We start from the raw sequence: 16,040 nt of genomic DNA, 5'->3' as shown, positions 1-16,040 counted from the left end.
CTGGGGGAGGGCTTCGCCACCTAGTAGTAGCGACAGACCTTTTACACTTCGCGTAAAGCCGCATATACCGTGGGACGCGTAATATCCAAACGGCGAGCAATCTCTGCAACGGGCACACCTTCGGCCTTGAGGGCACGCGCCTTTGCCTTGCGGTCACTGATTGCGGCAAGGTACTCCGAGCGTTCTTGCATACCTGCTGCACGTCGTTTTACACGCTGCCTCTCCGTATCACGCTCGGTGGCCAACGCCGGCGTGATGATCGTCTTGAGCTGACGCTGTTCAGCATCAGTGATGCCAAAAATATCAATCAGAGTCTGATTTTTTGGCGTGTATAGCGCAGGCCATTTGCGACCCGCAAACTCAACCGTTTTGCCGGACGCATAATCCAGGGCTTTTGCTCTAAGTGTGCCTAGCTCATCGACTGCAAAGGCCCAGGTAGGATCAAGCTGCTTTGCAAGCTCACGTGCTTCGAAGTGGAAAGTCGAAGGGTTAACCGTGCCAGACAAACAAAGAAAATTAAGCTGCCAATGCAGGGACAGCGTGCGCATTGATGCGCCGTTGCTGTCCACCCATCCACCTCGTAGATCTCCCAGTTTTCGCAGATCGTTGAGCCGGTGCCATGCGAGAGCCCGGCAGTTGTAGCCTTTGAAGATCTCGGCACGAGGATTGTCTATCGCAAGCTGTAGACGCTGCTGCTTCTGCTCAAGCTTTGCTGCTCGAGCTCCTCGCTCACGCTTAATCTGGTCTCGTGTATAGGGCAACAACTGCTCGGCCAGCTGTTCGAAGTCATAGCGCACAGGTGACGATGCAGAACCTTGAACATCGACTACTTCGACACGCTGTCCAGATACGCTGTGCACCGACTCTACAAGACGCAGTACACGCGATGCGTCTCTTGCTGCACGGTCTGCGCCCAGGGGCTCCAAAGCTGCAACCAACGCCTTTTGGCATGCGTTCCATCTAGGCAGCGCAGCGCTTGGGAGCGTCTTCTCAAAGAACCACTTTGCTTGCAGGCCACGACCACTGAATACGACGAGGGACGGCAGGGGGATGTTGTTATCTGAGCACCAAAAATGCAGTGTTTGGATCTGCCCAGCAATCGACCGATCTTTCATCAAGTCCGATTTGTAGGTGTCAAGATCGACAAAGAACAAGCCAACCCTAGCCAAGTTCACTACACGTCGATTTGGCACCGTAAATTCGGCCTGGCTGATCCAGGTGTCACGCGTGTAATCAACGAGGCTTAGCACCTGGGCCATATCGGTCAAGGGGTAGCTTTTCTGGATTTTCTTACCCTTGGTGTCGGTCGCGAACAGAAGGGAGAAGAAGCCGTGTCGATCTTCGAACGGGTGATAAAGCTGGGCCTCATCGAGCGCGTCGAAAAGCTCAAACTGGGAATCACCAGGTAGGATTAGCGCTGATGACATTGGCACCGCCTTACAAGCACGCTTGGTGCTGTGTGGCGGCGGCCAAAGGTTGAAAGTGCTCCAATGCTGAGCATATACTGACTCCGGATCTGCGGAGATTCAGTGCGTCTCGGGCCGCCAAGCTGATGCGCACTGGATCTCACGGTCTACTTTTTTGGTGTTTCAGAGCCCGGCCTGCAAGCCGGGCTTTGTCGTTTCTAGCGTTTCAATAATTCCAAATTCTGATTGCCAATCCACTCATCTCGGTAGATTTTTGGCTGAGCAATCCAGCAGTTATAGCAAAATCATCACATTCCACGCTAGCCAGCAAATCACTGGCTTTTGAGGCGATCATCCATTTTGGCTGATTCTCCGGGCCTTTTTGATACATAAAAATCTTGTGTCACCCCTTCGTCAGAGTGCCTTTGTGCTCCTGCACAGCCCTTTCAGCGGCCTCCATGGCTTTCGTCAAGCGCTGCTCATCAGCTTTTCGCTCAAACTCAAGTTGCTCGGCCTGACCATCCAGCTTCATCCGATCCTGCATAGCCTGGAGCCCTGAATCTACGCGGCTTTCAGCGCGATCAAAAACAGCAGGAAACCGACGCCTAGCCTCAGCCTCGATATCGAGGCTATCAGGTCGTTTCCCCTCCCCCTCAAGCGCTACACGCGCATATGCGTGAGTCGTAAGCTGCGCAGCAGCGAGCTCGATGCCAGCGCAGACCCTCGAATCGCTGAAAACGGCTCGATAAGCCTGATCTACCGGGAATTTTTGTCTGGCCATCGACTCCAGAATTTTGGCTTCAATACGCTCATTAGTGACCTGCAGGTTGCGATCCATTAAGTCGGACTGCACGCCGTCGCGTGCTTCTCTAAACCACCCACTTCTCAAGGTTCTGATGCCGCCCACAGACTGGTAGCTGCTCGAGTCAAGCTGCGACCAAGTAAGCGCCGACTGTCCGAGCTTCAGGCTGGTTTTCTCAAGCTGAATTTCTTGGCGAATGTCCTGCAGCAGGTCTTGAGCTGCCGGCGCTGAATGGCCAGGGGCTGATACAAGGGCGACCGCCTGCAGGCCCTTTGAGAAGCCCGGTAAATGGCCATAGGCGTCAGGCTCCTGTACGACACCAGTGAGGGCTGAAAAACGCTCACACAGCTTCTCACGCTCGCCGGCAGTGAGCTTTTCATCGGTGCGAATCCAAGCCTGATATTTGCCGGCAACCTCGACCACAGCTGAAGCCGAAAACCCTCTATCAGCTAGATCCTGAACCGCCTCGGCTGTCAGGCCGGTCAGCAGGATCACTCCATGAGCATCGTCGTTCAATGGCCGGGCTGCAACACTGCCGCTGCGGGCAAAATAATCCGCCAGACCCCGTACAGTACGTGAGTTTTCGAGCTGTTTACCCGTAAGGGTTTTCCTGGCTGATCCTCTTTTTTTGCTGGGGTCGCTGAAAGCCAAATCAAAGCCGCTGGCTCCGACCGCCCTGGAAAACTGAGCAATTTCTCGGTCACGCCATCCGGCGTCAGTCGCCCTGGATGCGATGCTGGAAAGCTTGGCGCTATTAGGCCTTTCGTAGCTGTAGCTACGTCGGGTCGATCTGCCAGGCTTGCAGAGGCCAAGCAGTTTGTTGACGGTCGCCTGGGCCTCAGCAAGGCGTTTTTTTATCACCGCGTCATATTCTGCCCACCCGCGTTTCTGCCGGGCAGATGCCTCCTGGGCTTCTTTCATGGCTCCTTGATATGCGAGCTTGAGCAGGTTGTCAGTTGCTTCATCGCCCGTGTGCATAGGCCCAACGCCAGAAACATCTACCCCCGAATCAATACCACTGCCAGTGTTAGCAAGCTGATCAGAAACGATGCTGCCGGCGCCATGGATAGCAGAACCTCCAGGCTGGTTTTCTTGACCGTGCTTGGCTCCTGAATGAGTTTCAGTGCTGCTGTCGCCTCTTTCAGGACTGTCGCTACTTTGCCTAGGTAATCCTGTGCTGCGCCCACGGTCGTCCTGAGGTGATTCGTCACGTCCTGCGCCTGTTGCGTCACGACCAACAACGCTTGGGTCGGCTCTATCAGCCCCCTGGCGATTAAGTCCCCATAGACTGCCGCCGTCTGCTGAACCTGGGCTATGGCTTGCTCGATCTCCGCCGGATTCAAGTGTTTTAGGGTCTCCTGCAGGTCGATCACGCTCTGCATGCTCTTTAGCTGCGCTGCTGTACTGCCTGAGTTGCGCATAGTCTCTATTTTGCTCATAGGACAATCCCCTCTCGAAAAGTGCTTTACCAGTGTACTTTTTACCAAGTTGTGAGCCTTTAAATCCGACGCCATCTATCGCAAAAGAAAATCCATTGAGCTTGTCTTTACTAAAGTTTGCCCGAATTTCCACACCAGCCAGGATTAAACGTTCAGCGAATACAGTAGCGGTGGGCTTGTCGGCTATCGCCTTATCAATTATTGCAGCCAGTGCAAAGCGTTTCGGCGCTTCCTCTGTCCGCTCAAATTTTCCAACTTCGCCGGACTTCGGCCTGACAACATCGGGCATAACAATCCGGCCATCAACAGTTGAAGGGCCTTTTGTCATGGTCAGTTGATAATCTTTTTCCAGCGCCTGGATATGTTTTGTTGAAATGAGGTTTTCATTTTTCCCCAGATACAAATTTCCATCTAGGGCAACGCGACTTGCTACTATATGAATATGCTGCCCTTCCGGTTCATCATGCAATACATAGACGCGAGGGTGCTTGTCGCTAAATCCCATTCTAGTCATGTAATCATCAGCTATTGCCGTCCACTTTTCTTCAGGAAGTTTCTCGCCCTCCGGTAATCGCAAGGAGTTATGCCACACCGGTTTTCTCACATCAGGTCGAACCCTGCGAGCGGCGCCAAATTCCGAGCCAAGTTCTTTGACAGTGGTGCCGGACATATTGCCGCCAATGACCTGTCCAAGCTCCTGGCCATTGTCATTGTCCAGGGCATAGCTGATGACGCCGGCAAAGCCGGAGCCCCGCTTGATCTTCTGCATACCCTTCATTTGCCGACCTCCACCAACGCTGCACGCAGCTCACGCACCAAGTCGCGAACAGCCTGCAGGTCAGCGTCTACAACGCCAAATGCCCCCAGCTTGCGCACCAGCTGGTTGAGGTTGTTCGCCAGGCCGGCAGTGGCGGCCCAGGCTGAATAGTTGGTTTCTGGTATCGAAACGCTGTATGGGGTTTTGCCAGCGAACAGTTGATGCCTGGCATACGGCGACAACTCGCCGGGGGTTTTTACGCGTGTAAGCAGTTCTGCATATTCGGCTTCAGTGAAATACACACTGACACGCCGGTTGCGTTTTTCTTCTTTTGGCTTGGGCACTGGCCCATGCCGCCGTTTCTTCGTTTCCGCTGTCATGGCTTTTCGCTCTTGTTGTTTTTGATTTTCCCCCCAAGCATAGCGCCGGGGCCAGGCTGAGAAGAGGGAGCAACGCGACCAAATCGAGGAACTCGGCGGAGCCGAGTTAGCCCTGGCTCCTTAAGCTCTTCCGCTTTTAATATCATGAAAAATGAGCGACCAAGACGTCAAATGCTTTTGATCACAATGCATTGCCATGAGATAATCAGAGCAAGAAAATCTTTAGGGTAATGTCAATATGATAGTCATAACATTGAAAAAACAGCTCAGAGAAAGCCAGGAAAATAGTGATGATCTGAAAAGTCTCCTGAAGGACAAAGAACTGACTACCAACCAACGCAGGTCAATAGCAGCAAAGGTCTTGGGTGTTCACCGACGCTATAGACAAAGCCTGCTCATTGAAATAACTTCCTGGGCACTTGAATCAGATAGGAGCCAGGCTTCTAAACACAAAATTGAAAAATGGCAAGAAACAAATTTTGGCCATTCGATCTCCAACAACAAACTTACCGCCTGGGCTGATAGCAGTCGGGGTTGTGGTGAAAGGGCAAAACTGGAAATTGGTGAAGAAACAACAGCCATGGCAAAAGAGCTATACAGCTTGTTTGAGTGCGCACTAAAAAGCGAGCTTGACGAATCTCGACTGCGAAAACTTTCAGGGAAGATCTTGGAGGACGATCTGGGCATGTAATGCCCGTTTAACGATTATTAGCACAGAGACCAGTCTCTGTGCAAAGAGTATTTGTTTGTCCGACGCCAACTTGGGCTGGTCTAGCAGACCAGCCCCATACAACCTGGGGACTGGTCTTTGAGCAGCTGCACTCCTAGCAGAGCAGAGCAAAAGTCAGATCAGCAACTGGTTGCCAGCGGTAGTCCAGCACAATCACTAATGCTCAGAGACTGGTCTCCTAGCTACTGCCTAGGTGCAGATCAAGCAGCCAGGGCATTTGCAGACAAAACAGCACACAGGTCGGACAGGCAAGAGAATGTACTGCGGTATAGGTGCTACCCCACACCGTGCAGGAGAAGGTGCAGATACGATAGGCTTGATCTCTTCGACTTTCTCAAAGAAAAATATGCTAGGTGCAAGTAATGGCGACAGTCCTTTCAATGCTCTCTAAGACCCTTTGGATTCTGCTGGCTCTCTTTATCGGCGTTTACGTTCTCAATTTCATTTTCGTTGGTGAAGCTTTGATCACATGGGATTTTTATACATGGCTAGCCCACGTAATCGTTATCTCTCTCTGGTCATTGCTGGCATTGGCTCTCGGGTTTGGTGCCAAAAAGCTCCGAGCTAAGGCGGGCTAAATCTCCTGTCAAACTCTATGCAAGAGTCAGATCAAGAGCGGAGTGACCGCCTGGTAATGGAGCCAGAGCGGCTGCCGACAAAACAGGCCTTAGGTCAGCCAGGCCAAAGGACTCCTGCGGCGTAGCCGCCTCCCTCTCGAGCTCCCAATAGCCCTGGAGCCCGCCAGGCTGGCATTGGTGCGCACTGGCGGCCTTTTGATTGCATCGGACAGCTAGCCGGCTGCGCCGAAGCAGCGACTCCCCCCACTTTCCACCTGGTAAACCTCAGCAGAATTCTGTCTGGGCCAGATACGGAAACTTAATAATCCGCATGCGGAATATTAAAGCTCCGCACTTTACTAGAATACGGATTTTCTATAATCCGCATGCGTATCATTATAACTCCGAATGCGGATCAAATAATTTCTGTATGCGAATTTATAAATAAATGTATACGGATTTATTAAACTCGTGATTGCTATTATGCAGATCTTTGTCCGAGCCACCACCAGGCCTGAGAAATCGCTTGATAATTATTAATTAATAATTAACAATTAATAAATCACAACGCTCAACCTGGGGGTGAGCATGATCACGATTGTGGGCTGTAATAAAGGCGGTGCGGGCAAGTCGACGACCGCCACCAATATCGCTACAGGTCTTGCTCTACAAGGCGCAGACGTGTGTTTCGTCGACGCTGATCCGCAGCGTTCGTCTGCCGAATGGCACGCCGAACGAGAAGCCATGGGCTTGAAGCCAGGCTTCACCCTGATCGAGAAACTGGGCGCGATCACATCGACGTTGCGCAGCCTGGACAGCCGTTTCGATCATGTCATTGTCGACGTTGCCGGGCGCAATTCCCGCGAACTGGTTACTGGAATTCTTGCCGCGCATCAGGTAATTGCACCTCACCAGTGCTCGCAATTTGATCTCAATACAATGGGAGAATTGCAGGATCAGCTCCTGGTGGCTCGTGACTACAATCCAGATCTTCGTGTGAGAATTTATCATGCCCTGGCTTCAACTCACGCGAAAGTCAAAGACAAAGAGCGCGAGGAATTCCTGGGCTACGTCGCGGAATTCCCGGAGTTCGAAGTGCTGAGCGCGATTGGCTACTCACGTAAGATCTACAAAGATGCCGCCAGCCAAGGCCGTTCGGTGCTCGAGCTGGGTAAGAACGAAGGCGCCGACGAAATCGCCGCCCTGTTGAAGGAGGTTTTTTGATGGTCAAGCCCCGCAGTAAAACCGCCGCCGCTCAACAAATTTCTGATGCAGAAGCAAATAAAATTGCTGATCGTCTAGCTGACAAACCCTACGGCAAGCAAAAAGAAATTCCATCCAGGATGGAAGAGAAAGCGCAGAATATTAGCGTCAGCCTGCCGCCCTCGATGATCGAAAAACTGCAGGACACCGCCCTGGCCAACAAGCGCGCAGGCGGCGACCAGCGCACCGTGAGCGCAATCATCAAAGCCGCCCTAGAGCAGGCCGGGTACTAATTAATAATTAGCAATTAATAATTATTAATTATTAATTATTAATTATTAATTATTAATTCATAGGAGCCCTGCTAAGGGCCCCTTTCCCGCTTACTTGCCACCCTCTCCTGCCGACGTTTTCGGACGCAGATAGCCAGCGCGCTTCATTTTCAAGCGCATCGCATCGAGCCCTCTCCAGATCGCCACGATCTCAGCTTGGGTCAGCTCTCGACCCAGTATTTCCGGGTTATCTAGCGCCTTGGTAGCAGTCTCCAGGTTTTTGGCCAGCTTCTCCAGAGCATAGCCCGTCATTAGCTTTTCGCTGCGCTGCTGACGCTCGTCCAGAAACGCTTGCAGCTGCTGCTGCTCTGCTTCATCGAGGAGGTCTTTGACATCCTCTGGCACGCTCGTCGACCACAAATCAACGCTTACAATGGTCTTGTCGACACCACGACCTGGAACACCATCTGCACCAGGAACATACGTGGTGCGGATGCACATAATCTTTTTAGCTGAAGTCTTGAAGCGCATTGCATGCCCTCTTCTTGATCCGTATGCGAAAATTATTACATACGCATGCGGATTCGGTCAACTACGTATATGAATAATTTTTGATTCGCATGCGGATTTATTTATTTACGCATACGTAATATTTTAATCCCGCATACGGGCAGAATAATATAAGCATGCGAATTTAATTAATTCCGCATTAAAAGTAGACCGTTGAATGTCCGGTGACGGCCTCGCCGGCGCCGGGCAGGCAGGGGTCGGACGCCGCCAGGCTGTCAGCATGAGCACAATGAGTCCAATGGCCCAATAACCCCGATAGCACCTAACCTGATGTTCAGAGACTGGTCTCTGAACTAATATCGATCTACAAGTCGCAGCCATGCGCGGAGTAGGTCACGCTTACAGCATGGCGTGTTCACCTGCGCCTCAGCTTGCCAGACGGGTGGTTTTTTTCGTGTAAAATCGAGCTCTTACCCTACGTGCTCGAGGACTGAGCTTGACCAAATTTCATGTCGACTCCATCAAGGAGTGGGAGCCGTTCGAGCACGACGGGGTCATCTATGACCTGGGGCACCTGACGTGCCATGAAGTAGAGTTCAAGGGTGACAGGTACGACTACAAGTTTGTCGTGACGTATGGCCTGCATTGCTTCACCAAAGACGACAGCGGCACCAATATCCCGTACCGCTACGAAGACGGTCGGCATGGGCAATTGGTTTGCCTGGAGCGCTACGAAGCGTCCAAGCAGCTCAAAGGCATCATTGAGAAGCTGGACGCTGCCACCATCTACCACACCGAGGGCGAACGGTTCTTCACCATGAGTGTGCTGAACAGCGCCACGGGCCTGCTGGAACCCTACAAGGTGTGCCTGGCGTTCTACCGCGAGCACCGCTTGCTGCGCATCCACGTCACCAGCGCGTATTTTGCCCGCACCGGCGAAGGCTCACCGGATACCCCGATCAACAAAAAGGGGTCGAGTGTCTTCAAGGTCGCGATGGAAACGCAGCAGAAGCCCAAGGGCCAGTGCCCCAAGGAAGTCCGGAATCGGCCGAAGCCGCAAAAGTGAGGGGCCAGAAACGGCGAATCCCACTCAAAGGTGGGATTCTCAGCCGTCGATTGCATGCGTTCGACGGGGCAGGACGCTGTTACCTGGCAACTGGGCCATCTGACTCTCATCAGAAGCGGGGTGCGATCCGAAGATCCCTGTAACCACCCTGGTTACACTCGAGTGAATCACTATAGTGCATGACTATAGTAGGAAACAGATGACATCAGTGTCAATCACTCTGTCTCATCTAACGTCACCTGATGTCACGTCAAATCACCGCAGAACCCCATCACGACCCCTGTCAAAACTGGCCTTCACGCGTGCCAACTCGTCAGCCTGGCTCCGAGGCTTGTCCAGCTGCTGATACAGCGCCAAAACGGTCTCATGAGCGTCCAAAACCCGCTTGACCTTGCGCTGCTGCTCGATGGTTTGCCGCTTTTTCCGAAAATCCCACATGGTCAGTACCTCTTGATAAGTGAGTGACCAGCATAACGGCAGTCCGAACAGTGATTTTGCAGGGGTTTCCGGCTGCGCCGGGTAATCAGGGAATCCAAATGCGAAAAATTCTCATCTAACCAGCCCCGCGCCGCCCGGACTGCGAATAACGGGATTTATGGTAAATCCCGCCCAGCTTTAGCCTAGCTCTGCCCCTGACGGTGCAACCCTCTGTCGATTCCTCCTGGCGTACCCCCGCCTGACGCCTGACGCAACGTAGTCCCAGCTATGGCAATTTCCTGCGCCTAGATCGTTACAATTCTGTCAGCTTGGTCAGTATAAGAAACTTGCTGATAAGGCGTGGGTCGACTGCATAGCCTGCCTCGAGGATGTACCTTGTAATCGTCCTGATGGCGGGCTATCCGAACCCATAGAGGAGAAGATCATGAACCAAGATTTCCAGTCGTGTATCGAGGCCTGTAGTAACTGCGCAGTGATTTGCGACATGTGCTCGTCAGCTTGCCTGAAAGAAGACGACGTTAAGATGATGGCTCGCTGCATCCAGCTAGACATGGATTGCGCTCAAATTTGCCGTATGGCAGCAGCATTCATGGCCCGTGGCAGCGAGTATTCCGCTGAATTGTGCCGAGTTTGTGCTCAGATCTGCCGTACCTGTGGCGAAGAATGCAAGAAACACAGTGCGGATCATTGCCAGCGCTGTGCCGAAGCTTGCCTCGCCTGTGCTGAGCAATGCGAAAAAATGGCTGCCTAAGCCGTATGGCCGGCCTGTGCAAAGCGGGGCGGCCGTCTCAAAAGCATTTTCCGCAGCCGTCCGAGAATAGCGATGCCCATTACATTGATCGGATGATGATAAAAGCATGCCTAACTGATGACCTTATGCCATCAGTCGCGCTTGTTCCGGTGTAGCGAACCTGGCGCTTATGTGCGTCAGGTTTCGGTCATAGCCCTACAACCTATAAAGTGTGTACTGTCGCAAAAGTTCTAAGTTATGCGACCCGCGACAGGGGTTTGATTTTGCTGGCTTTGAGCTGTCGCATAACTCTGTCGTAAGTAGCAAAAAAAAGCGGCTCTGGATACCAGGGCCGCTGCACTGCTGAGCAGTAAGCTGGGCAAGCCCAGCACTTGAGAGAGGGGGTACTGCCGCCCCACCCCAGGCGGTTTCTACAACGGGCTGCTGGTGAAATCCCCCCCCTGCATCACTACTCGGACAGCGGTCTCGGATTCAGTTCATTAAGGCCTTCGCGCTGCAGGATGGCCAGCTTGGCCAGAATCCGCGTCTTGGCCGCATCCAGTGTGGCGGCGTTGGTCTTGCTCGACAGCTGTTCGCGAGGTTTTCCTCCGAGGAAATAGCTGATGCGTTCAGCGTTGGCCCCCGAAGGATGCGGCAGTCCATCCAGCAGCTGTTCGGGCTTCAGCAAGCCTTTGCCTTGCAGGTGCTGGAAGACCTCGGTGACCTTGGGCCCCAATGGGACATAGAGACACTGAGGGCCCAACGCCCGGATCTCTTCCGCCAGGTGCGTTTCCACCTGGTGCCGCAGGCTGGCACGACTGAGCATACTCGGGCTGCCGCTGTAGTTCTGTCCATCCAGGAATACCGGGTAGCGCAATGCCGAGGTGTAGTGCACCAGGTACCGGTGTGTATCGAACAGCCGCGCACAGCTGTCGATGCCCAGGAGCATATGCACGCCGACGTGATCGAGCATGTTGACCAGGTTACTGCGCATTGCGCCGGCGAAACTGGCCGTTTCCTTGGCGGCTTGTTTGGCGTGCTCGATGGAGGCACCGGCCTGCAGTTGCTGACGGGCTTCGTCCAGGGCGCGGCTGGCCTGCTGCAACCCTGGCGTGATGCCGCACAGCACAATTCGGGCCCCCGCGTTGACGTGGTCGAAGGGCGCATAGAAGGTCTGCAAGCCGCCTTCCGATGAGAGCAGCAGCTCGACGGGCAGAGCGTTGGCAAAATTGTGGTTGGAGGTGGAGAGTAGGCTGCTGAACTGTTCGAGGCTCATGGTGATGTCCTTTACGGTGGCGATGGGTTGAGTGCTCTGCGGTATCAATCTGCGCGGGTGGCTACAAAGCCCCGGCGGCCCTTCAACCAGCGCAACGCCTCCTCGGAGTCGACCACCGTCTGGCTCTGTTCCTTGCGGGTTTGCAGTCGATCTGCCGCCGTGGGTTGCGCGGCATTGCGCACGGCCCGTTCTGACATCTGGCCCAGTAGTGCGATTTCTTTCAGCGTCAGGTAGCCGCTGTTGTCTTCTCCGGACAAGAACATGGGCAGCGCCTGGTCATTTCCAAATTTCGGATGGGTATCCAGGTCGAGGCGCGCTCTGACCAGCGCCTGGAGGAGAAGGTGTTCAAGTCCTTTCGGTAACACCATTTCGCGTCCGCCGATTCGAGGTGAGAAAACCTCAATATCCGGCCTGGCGGAGAGCACTAGCGTTGCCAGCCGAGCCCAGTTGTCATTCATCCTGGTTTCTTCCTCCCCATCCTGGGCGAGGCTGAGTCGGCCATTGATTGCATAGTCGTAGCAATCCTTTGCAGCCATTCGCACAGCGGATTCACCGTTGTAGAGCTGATCCAGAGCTTCCAGCTTGGCCGGATCAATTTCGCCATGAAATTTCATCAGCGACGCGCCCAGCGACCCCCAATAGACGTCGTGTGCCTCCTGAAGAATCTCGTCCAGACCCAGCTTCGTGTCGGTGGAAACAAAGTTTTTTTCGAACTGGTTACGCCAGAAGCTGCTCATCGTTGCTGCCCTTAGTCGGTCGGTATGGGCATAGACTAGCGAAGTAATATTACATTTGCAATGATTGTTTTATGATATTTAAAATTATTATTTTGGCGGTGCTGCGGCCTCGGCACACGGCACCTGGCACGCCCCCTGCTGCTCTTATACATGTGATAATGTCCTTTATCACCTAGAGGAAGGCTAATTCCAATGTCTGATTTGGAACGGATAACGCTCATTCTTACCGCTGCCCCCAATGACCCAGCTGTGCGTGATCCAGAATATCAACGGGGTCTTACAGCAGTCAGCGGGGCGCTGCGCGATGCTGGCATTTTGTATTCTCAACGAAGCATGACCTTTGATGCTGTCGGTGCTGAGGGGTATGCAATAGGGCAATACGTTATTTCGGTCGCGCAAATTGCTGGCCCCATCGTAGGGGTAGCCGTAGGGGCATGGATTCAGGGACGGGCAGGTCGAAAGGTACGGTTGAAGGTAGGAGAGATCGAGCTGGAGGCGCATAGCCAAGCAGATATGGACTTGTTGGTGGACAAAGCCCTAAGGCTCAAAGCGCAACTGGCTGAAACTGATAAAACCTCATGACCTCTCTTGCCCTGAGTTCAGCGTTAAGCGCCTCGCTTCCGGCGCTGGTCAGTCAGGCCGGCGAGCGCGCCGGAATGCGCTTTGTGGAGTTCTTTACGGCGAATATCCGCAACCCCAATACCCGGCGTGCCTATGCTCGCGCAGCAAACGCGTTTTTGACCTGGTGCGCCGAGGTCGGGGTGGCCGATCTGGCGGCGGTGGCCCCGCTGCATGTGGCCACCTGGATCGAGCTCCAAAGCCAAACACTAGCCGCCCCTTCGGTGAAGCAACGGCTGGCCGCGATCCGACACCTGTTCGACTGGCTCGTAGTCGGCCAGGTGGTACCGCATAACCCCGCAGCCTCGGTACGCGGGCCTAGTCACACCAGCCGCACCGGCAAGACGCCGGTGCTCGATCCAAGCGAGGCGCGGCAGCTGCTGGACAGCATCGATATCAACACGCCGGCAGGCCTGCGTGACCGTGCCTTAATCGCGTTGATGGTGTTCTCCTTTGCCAGGATCGGCGCAGCCTTGGCGATGAAGGTCGAAGACGTCTATACGCAAAATAGACGGCTGTGGGTGCGCTTGAAAGAGAAAGGCGGCAAGCAGCATGCGATGCCCTGCCATCATCTGTTGGAGGAGTACCTGCATGCGTACCTGGTGCAGACAGGGATCCAAGATGACCCGAAAGGGCCGCTGTTTCGCACGATTGGCCGTGGTACCGGGCAGTTGAGTACCACTGCACTGCCGCAGGCCAATGCGCATGCGATGGTGCGCCGACGGGCGCTGGCGGCGGGGATCCGGACGCCAATTGGCAACCACACATTTCGGGCGACGGGGATCACCGCCTACCTGAAAAATGGTGGCAGCCTGGAAAATGCGGCGGCGATGGCTAATCACTCTTCCACCAGAACCACTCAGCTTTATGATAGACGCCGCGATGAGATCAGCCTCGACGAAGTCGAGCGGGTTCATCTATAGCCTGGTGGCGCCTACAAGTACTCTAAATCAGGTGGGCTCAACACCCTGTAAACACTGAGGCAAAACCTGCTTATGCGGTATGCATCGGCTTCGCCGGAGATGCTAAACCCTGATCCTCAATCACACCTACATCACCACCATGAACGCTAGGTCGTGCTATTGTTTGTGGGCTTTTCGTCCAGCACCATCACCTTGGCCAGCTCGCTTTTATGGCAATTGAATGTGATATCCGAAAGGTCGCCGATCTGGAGAACTCGCGGCTCATCTCCAATTGTCCGGTTGTACGTGAAAATGCGGTACTCACGCTGGTGAGCAAAGCTCGACTTCTTACGCAGGATTGCATCCTGCCCATTGAACGAGCCATTAAAGGTTCCAGGGTCAAAATATTCAACCAGCCCTCGACCTACATTCACGCCCGTTTCAGGCAACACCTTGTCCAATCGCTGAATAAACGACTCCGCTTCTATGATTGAGCAAAAGCTACCAAGATCCCCAGCCCGAACGTCCGGCAGAATCTTGAGCTTCATGTCTTCCAGATTTTCAAAACGCTCATCTTCATCGAAATAGACTGCAAACAAGCAGTAGACGTGGTACTCATCAAACATCAAATATTGCACGGGAACGGGATCGGAAATCCCTTCGATTTTGATCACCTCACCCGTCCGAGGATCTTCGAGAGAAATCGTTACTTCTTCGGGCTGAAGCCAATGACTTACCGCTTCATGCTTATCGCCGATGTTGCCTTCGGTTTGCTCTTCGTATCGCTTGAAAAACTTCAGACGGTTCATGTAGAGCTCACCGCGCAAGAACATGTCGCGATGCCCTTGTTCCTTGAAAAATCTGACAAATGCCAAAATGCGTTTTGACATGAAACTTCCTGTAAATAGAGTGGGGATACAATCGAGCTAGCTTATATCGGATTTTCCCTTATAGATAGCGGGTGCTATGTTCAATCGGCCCCTACAGACAAGGCGCTACTGTGCGCATCCTGGCCCACTCGCGGCACTCAGAACCCCCAGATCTGGCGTAGCAGCTGGGTAGGTTCTGGTTTGACGCGCACCCTGACACGCACTTGGTGGCCAAGCTGATCGAGGCTCCCTCAGAATTCGACCTGGTACTGATCGAGCACACTCACTTGCTGAGCCAGGCTCGATCAAAAACAGATGGTTTTTTGAGTGAAGGACACGCATGAAACGGGCAATACAGCAGGACACCCTGGAAGCGCTTGTGAGTGACCAGGTGCTGCGCGAACTGCGAGCCGTCAGGGTAGACGGGGGATGGTCGCTCCAAGGCCGCCTAAGCACCTCCTGGAGGCCTGTGCGCAGTCGTAGGGAGCCAATCCGAATATGGCGGTCGCTGACAGCCCTGGAACGCTTCTGTACGTCAGTAGGTATCAAACAGCTGACAGTCGAGCTTTGAGCCTTAGGTGATTTTCAATGCAGTGTGCATTGAGCGTTTTTCGGCGTAGCGTGCAACAAAGCCCACGACCGGAGGCCCTACCATGTCATTCAAACGCCGCACACCCGAACAGTTCAAGGAACAGCTACGGCAACTCTCCCTCGCACATGATCGTGCAGAGGAACTGCGGCAGGAACAGCAGCGGAGGCAACTCGCCGACCACCAAGCTGAGCTCAAGGGCGCGATGATCATGGGCATGCTGTACCAACAACGACACCCTGGCACAGCCACGCTGAGTGTCTACCAGCGGCTCAGCGACCCTCAACAGCCACCCTCCAGAGGACTGTTGAAGTTCCTGCGGCTGTTGGGCGAAACCTGACCCACAGGGATCGCTTCTTCTGCGCAGCAGGCTATTCAGGGGACAGCCCTTAGCCAGTGGCCAAGAGGAGTGAGCTAACGAAGCGCACCAAGGAGGTTTTCTAGTTTCTGTTCCTTGGGTTGAGCCTAGAGACGCCTCAATGCCAAGCCCTGCTGGGCGAAGCAAGAAACAAAACAGCTACTCTGGGGGAGGGCTTCGCCACCTAGTAGTAGCGACAGACCTTTTACAGTGGATAGGTATACAGTAGGGCAGGGTAACGGAAACGATCCCCAGCACAGTCAAAGCAGCTGCGCTGGGGGAGGGCTTCGCCACCTAGTAGTAGCGACAGACCTTTTACACTTCGCGTAAAGCCGCATATACCGTGGGACGCGTAATATCCAAACGGCGAGCAATCTCTGCAACGGGCACACCTTCGGCCT

Annotated in this window: 19 protein-coding genes; 9 read left to right on the top strand and 10 right to left on the bottom strand. The window is 53.9% G+C overall.

Going from position 1 to position 16,040, the window contains the following annotated elements:
• Window positions 1-41: 41 nt before the first annotated feature.
• From G7009_RS27015 to G7009_RS27000, 4 genes are all read right to left on the bottom strand, one after another.
• The gene (locus G7009_RS27015) at window positions 42-1,427 is read right to left on the bottom strand and encodes a replication protein (protein ID WP_181133330.1); all 1,386 of its coding nucleotides are present in this window, start codon (window positions 1,425-1,427) and stop codon (window positions 42-44) included.
• 205 nt (window positions 1,428-1,632) lie between these two features.
• Complete coding sequence (locus G7009_RS27010; RefSeq protein WP_181133329.1) at window positions 1,633-1,797, bottom strand: hypothetical protein; 165 nt, start codon at window positions 1,795-1,797, stop codon at window positions 1,633-1,635.
• Between the two features lie 12 nt (window positions 1,798-1,809).
• Window positions 1,810-4,425, bottom strand: coding sequence for a relaxase/mobilization nuclease domain-containing protein (locus G7009_RS27005; RefSeq protein WP_181133328.1), 2,616 nt, complete (start codon window positions 4,423-4,425; stop codon window positions 1,810-1,812).
• A complete protein-coding gene (locus G7009_RS27000) occupies window positions 4,422-4,784 on the bottom strand; it encodes a hypothetical protein (protein ID WP_181133327.1) in 363 nt (120 codons plus the stop codon). Before G7009_RS27000 ends, G7009_RS27005 begins: the two co-directional genes overlap by 4 nt.
• A 253-nt stretch (window positions 4,785-5,037) precedes the next feature.
• Here G7009_RS27000 and G7009_RS26995 point away from each other — a divergent pair, with 253 nt between their 5' ends.
• From G7009_RS26995 to G7009_RS26980, 4 genes are all read left to right on the top strand, one after another.
• Window positions 5,038-5,475: a hypothetical protein gene (locus tag G7009_RS26995; RefSeq protein WP_181133326.1), complete on the top strand. Its 438-nt coding sequence runs from the start codon at window positions 5,038-5,040 to the stop codon at window positions 5,473-5,475.
• Between the two features lie 401 nt (window positions 5,476-5,876).
• On the top strand, window positions 5,877-6,092 hold the full coding sequence (locus tag G7009_RS26990; RefSeq protein ID WP_181133325.1) for a hypothetical protein: 216 nt from the start codon (window positions 5,877-5,879) through the stop codon (window positions 6,090-6,092).
• Window positions 6,093-6,659: 567 nt separating this feature from the next.
• Window positions 6,660-7,295 carry an AAA family ATPase gene (locus G7009_RS26985; protein WP_181133324.1) on the top strand — a complete coding sequence of 212 codons (636 nt, stop codon included), beginning with the start codon at window positions 6,660-6,662 and terminating at the stop codon, window positions 7,293-7,295.
• A complete protein-coding gene (locus G7009_RS26980; RefSeq protein ID WP_181133323.1) occupies window positions 7,295-7,567 on the top strand; it encodes a hypothetical protein in 273 nt (90 codons plus the stop codon). The genes G7009_RS26985 and G7009_RS26980 overlap by 1 nt, the downstream gene beginning before the upstream one ends.
• 90 nt (window positions 7,568-7,657) lie before the next feature.
• Here G7009_RS26980 and G7009_RS26975 read toward each other — a convergent pair whose 3' ends face one another.
• Window positions 7,658-8,077, bottom strand: coding sequence for a hypothetical protein (locus tag G7009_RS26975; RefSeq protein ID WP_181133322.1), 420 nt, complete (start codon window positions 8,075-8,077; stop codon window positions 7,658-7,660).
• Between the two features lie 475 nt (window positions 8,078-8,552).
• Between G7009_RS26975 and G7009_RS26970 the strand changes: the two genes are divergently transcribed.
• Window positions 8,553-9,122: a hypothetical protein gene (locus G7009_RS26970; RefSeq protein WP_181133321.1), complete on the top strand. Its 570-nt coding sequence runs from the start codon at window positions 8,553-8,555 to the stop codon at window positions 9,120-9,122.
• Between the two features lie 255 nt (window positions 9,123-9,377).
• On the opposite strand, the gene G7009_RS26965 is transcribed toward G7009_RS26970, so the two are convergent.
• On the bottom strand, window positions 9,378-9,560 hold the full coding sequence (locus G7009_RS26965) for a hypothetical protein (RefSeq protein ID WP_181133320.1): 183 nt from the start codon (window positions 9,558-9,560) through the stop codon (window positions 9,378-9,380).
• Between the two features lie 424 nt (window positions 9,561-9,984).
• Between G7009_RS26965 and G7009_RS26960 the strand changes: the two genes are divergently transcribed.
• Complete coding sequence (locus G7009_RS26960; RefSeq protein WP_181133319.1) at window positions 9,985-10,311, top strand: four-helix bundle copper-binding protein; 327 nt, start codon at window positions 9,985-9,987, stop codon at window positions 10,309-10,311.
• A 448-nt stretch (window positions 10,312-10,759) separates the two neighbouring features.
• On the opposite strand, the gene G7009_RS26955 is transcribed toward G7009_RS26960, so the two are convergent.
• Together G7009_RS26955 and G7009_RS26950 are read right to left on the bottom strand one after the other, a co-directional pair.
• On the bottom strand, window positions 10,760-11,566 hold the full coding sequence (locus G7009_RS26955; protein ID WP_181133318.1) for a hypothetical protein: 807 nt from the start codon (window positions 11,564-11,566) through the stop codon (window positions 10,760-10,762).
• A 44-nt stretch (window positions 11,567-11,610) separates the two neighbouring features.
• Window positions 11,611-12,303, bottom strand: coding sequence for a hypothetical protein (locus G7009_RS26950; protein WP_181133317.1), 693 nt, complete (start codon window positions 12,301-12,303; stop codon window positions 11,611-11,613).
• A 192-nt stretch (window positions 12,304-12,495) separates the two neighbouring features.
• On the opposite strand from G7009_RS26950, the gene G7009_RS26945 reads away from it, so the two are divergent.
• Together G7009_RS26945 and G7009_RS26940 are read left to right on the top strand one after the other, a co-directional pair.
• Window positions 12,496-12,885: a hypothetical protein gene (locus tag G7009_RS26945; RefSeq protein WP_181133316.1), complete on the top strand. Its 390-nt coding sequence runs from the start codon at window positions 12,496-12,498 to the stop codon at window positions 12,883-12,885.
• Complete coding sequence (locus G7009_RS26940; RefSeq protein WP_181133315.1) at window positions 12,882-13,844, top strand: tyrosine-type recombinase/integrase; 963 nt, start codon at window positions 12,882-12,884, stop codon at window positions 13,842-13,844. The genes G7009_RS26945 and G7009_RS26940 overlap by 4 nt, the downstream gene beginning before the upstream one ends.
• A gap of 146 nt (window positions 13,845-13,990) precedes the next feature.
• Here the strand turns inward: G7009_RS26940 and G7009_RS26935 are convergent, their stop codons facing one another.
• Window positions 13,991-14,713, bottom strand: a complete 723-nt coding sequence (locus G7009_RS26935; protein ID WP_181133314.1) for a hypothetical protein — start codon at window positions 14,711-14,713, stop codon at window positions 13,991-13,993.
• A gap of 632 nt (window positions 14,714-15,345) precedes the next feature.
• Here G7009_RS26935 and G7009_RS26930 point away from each other — a divergent pair.
• Window positions 15,346-15,621, top strand: a complete 276-nt coding sequence (locus G7009_RS26930; protein ID WP_181133313.1) for a hypothetical protein — start codon at window positions 15,346-15,348, stop codon at window positions 15,619-15,621.
• 333 nt (window positions 15,622-15,954) lie between these two features.
• Here the strand turns inward: G7009_RS26930 and G7009_RS28295 are convergent, their stop codons facing one another.
• On the bottom strand, window positions 15,955-16,029 hold the full coding sequence (locus tag G7009_RS28295; protein ID WP_375139576.1) for a hypothetical protein: 75 nt from the start codon (window positions 16,027-16,029) through the stop codon (window positions 15,955-15,957).
• Window positions 16,030-16,040: the final 11 nt, after the last annotated feature.

Origin of the sequence: Pseudomonas capeferrum (genome assembly GCF_013523055.1) — a bacterium.
GTDB lineage: Bacteria > Pseudomonadota > Gammaproteobacteria > Pseudomonadales > Pseudomonadaceae > Aquipseudomonas > Aquipseudomonas capeferrum_A.
The sequence above is the reverse complement of the archived record's forward strand: the minus strand, read 5'-3'. Positions and strand labels throughout refer to the sequence as shown.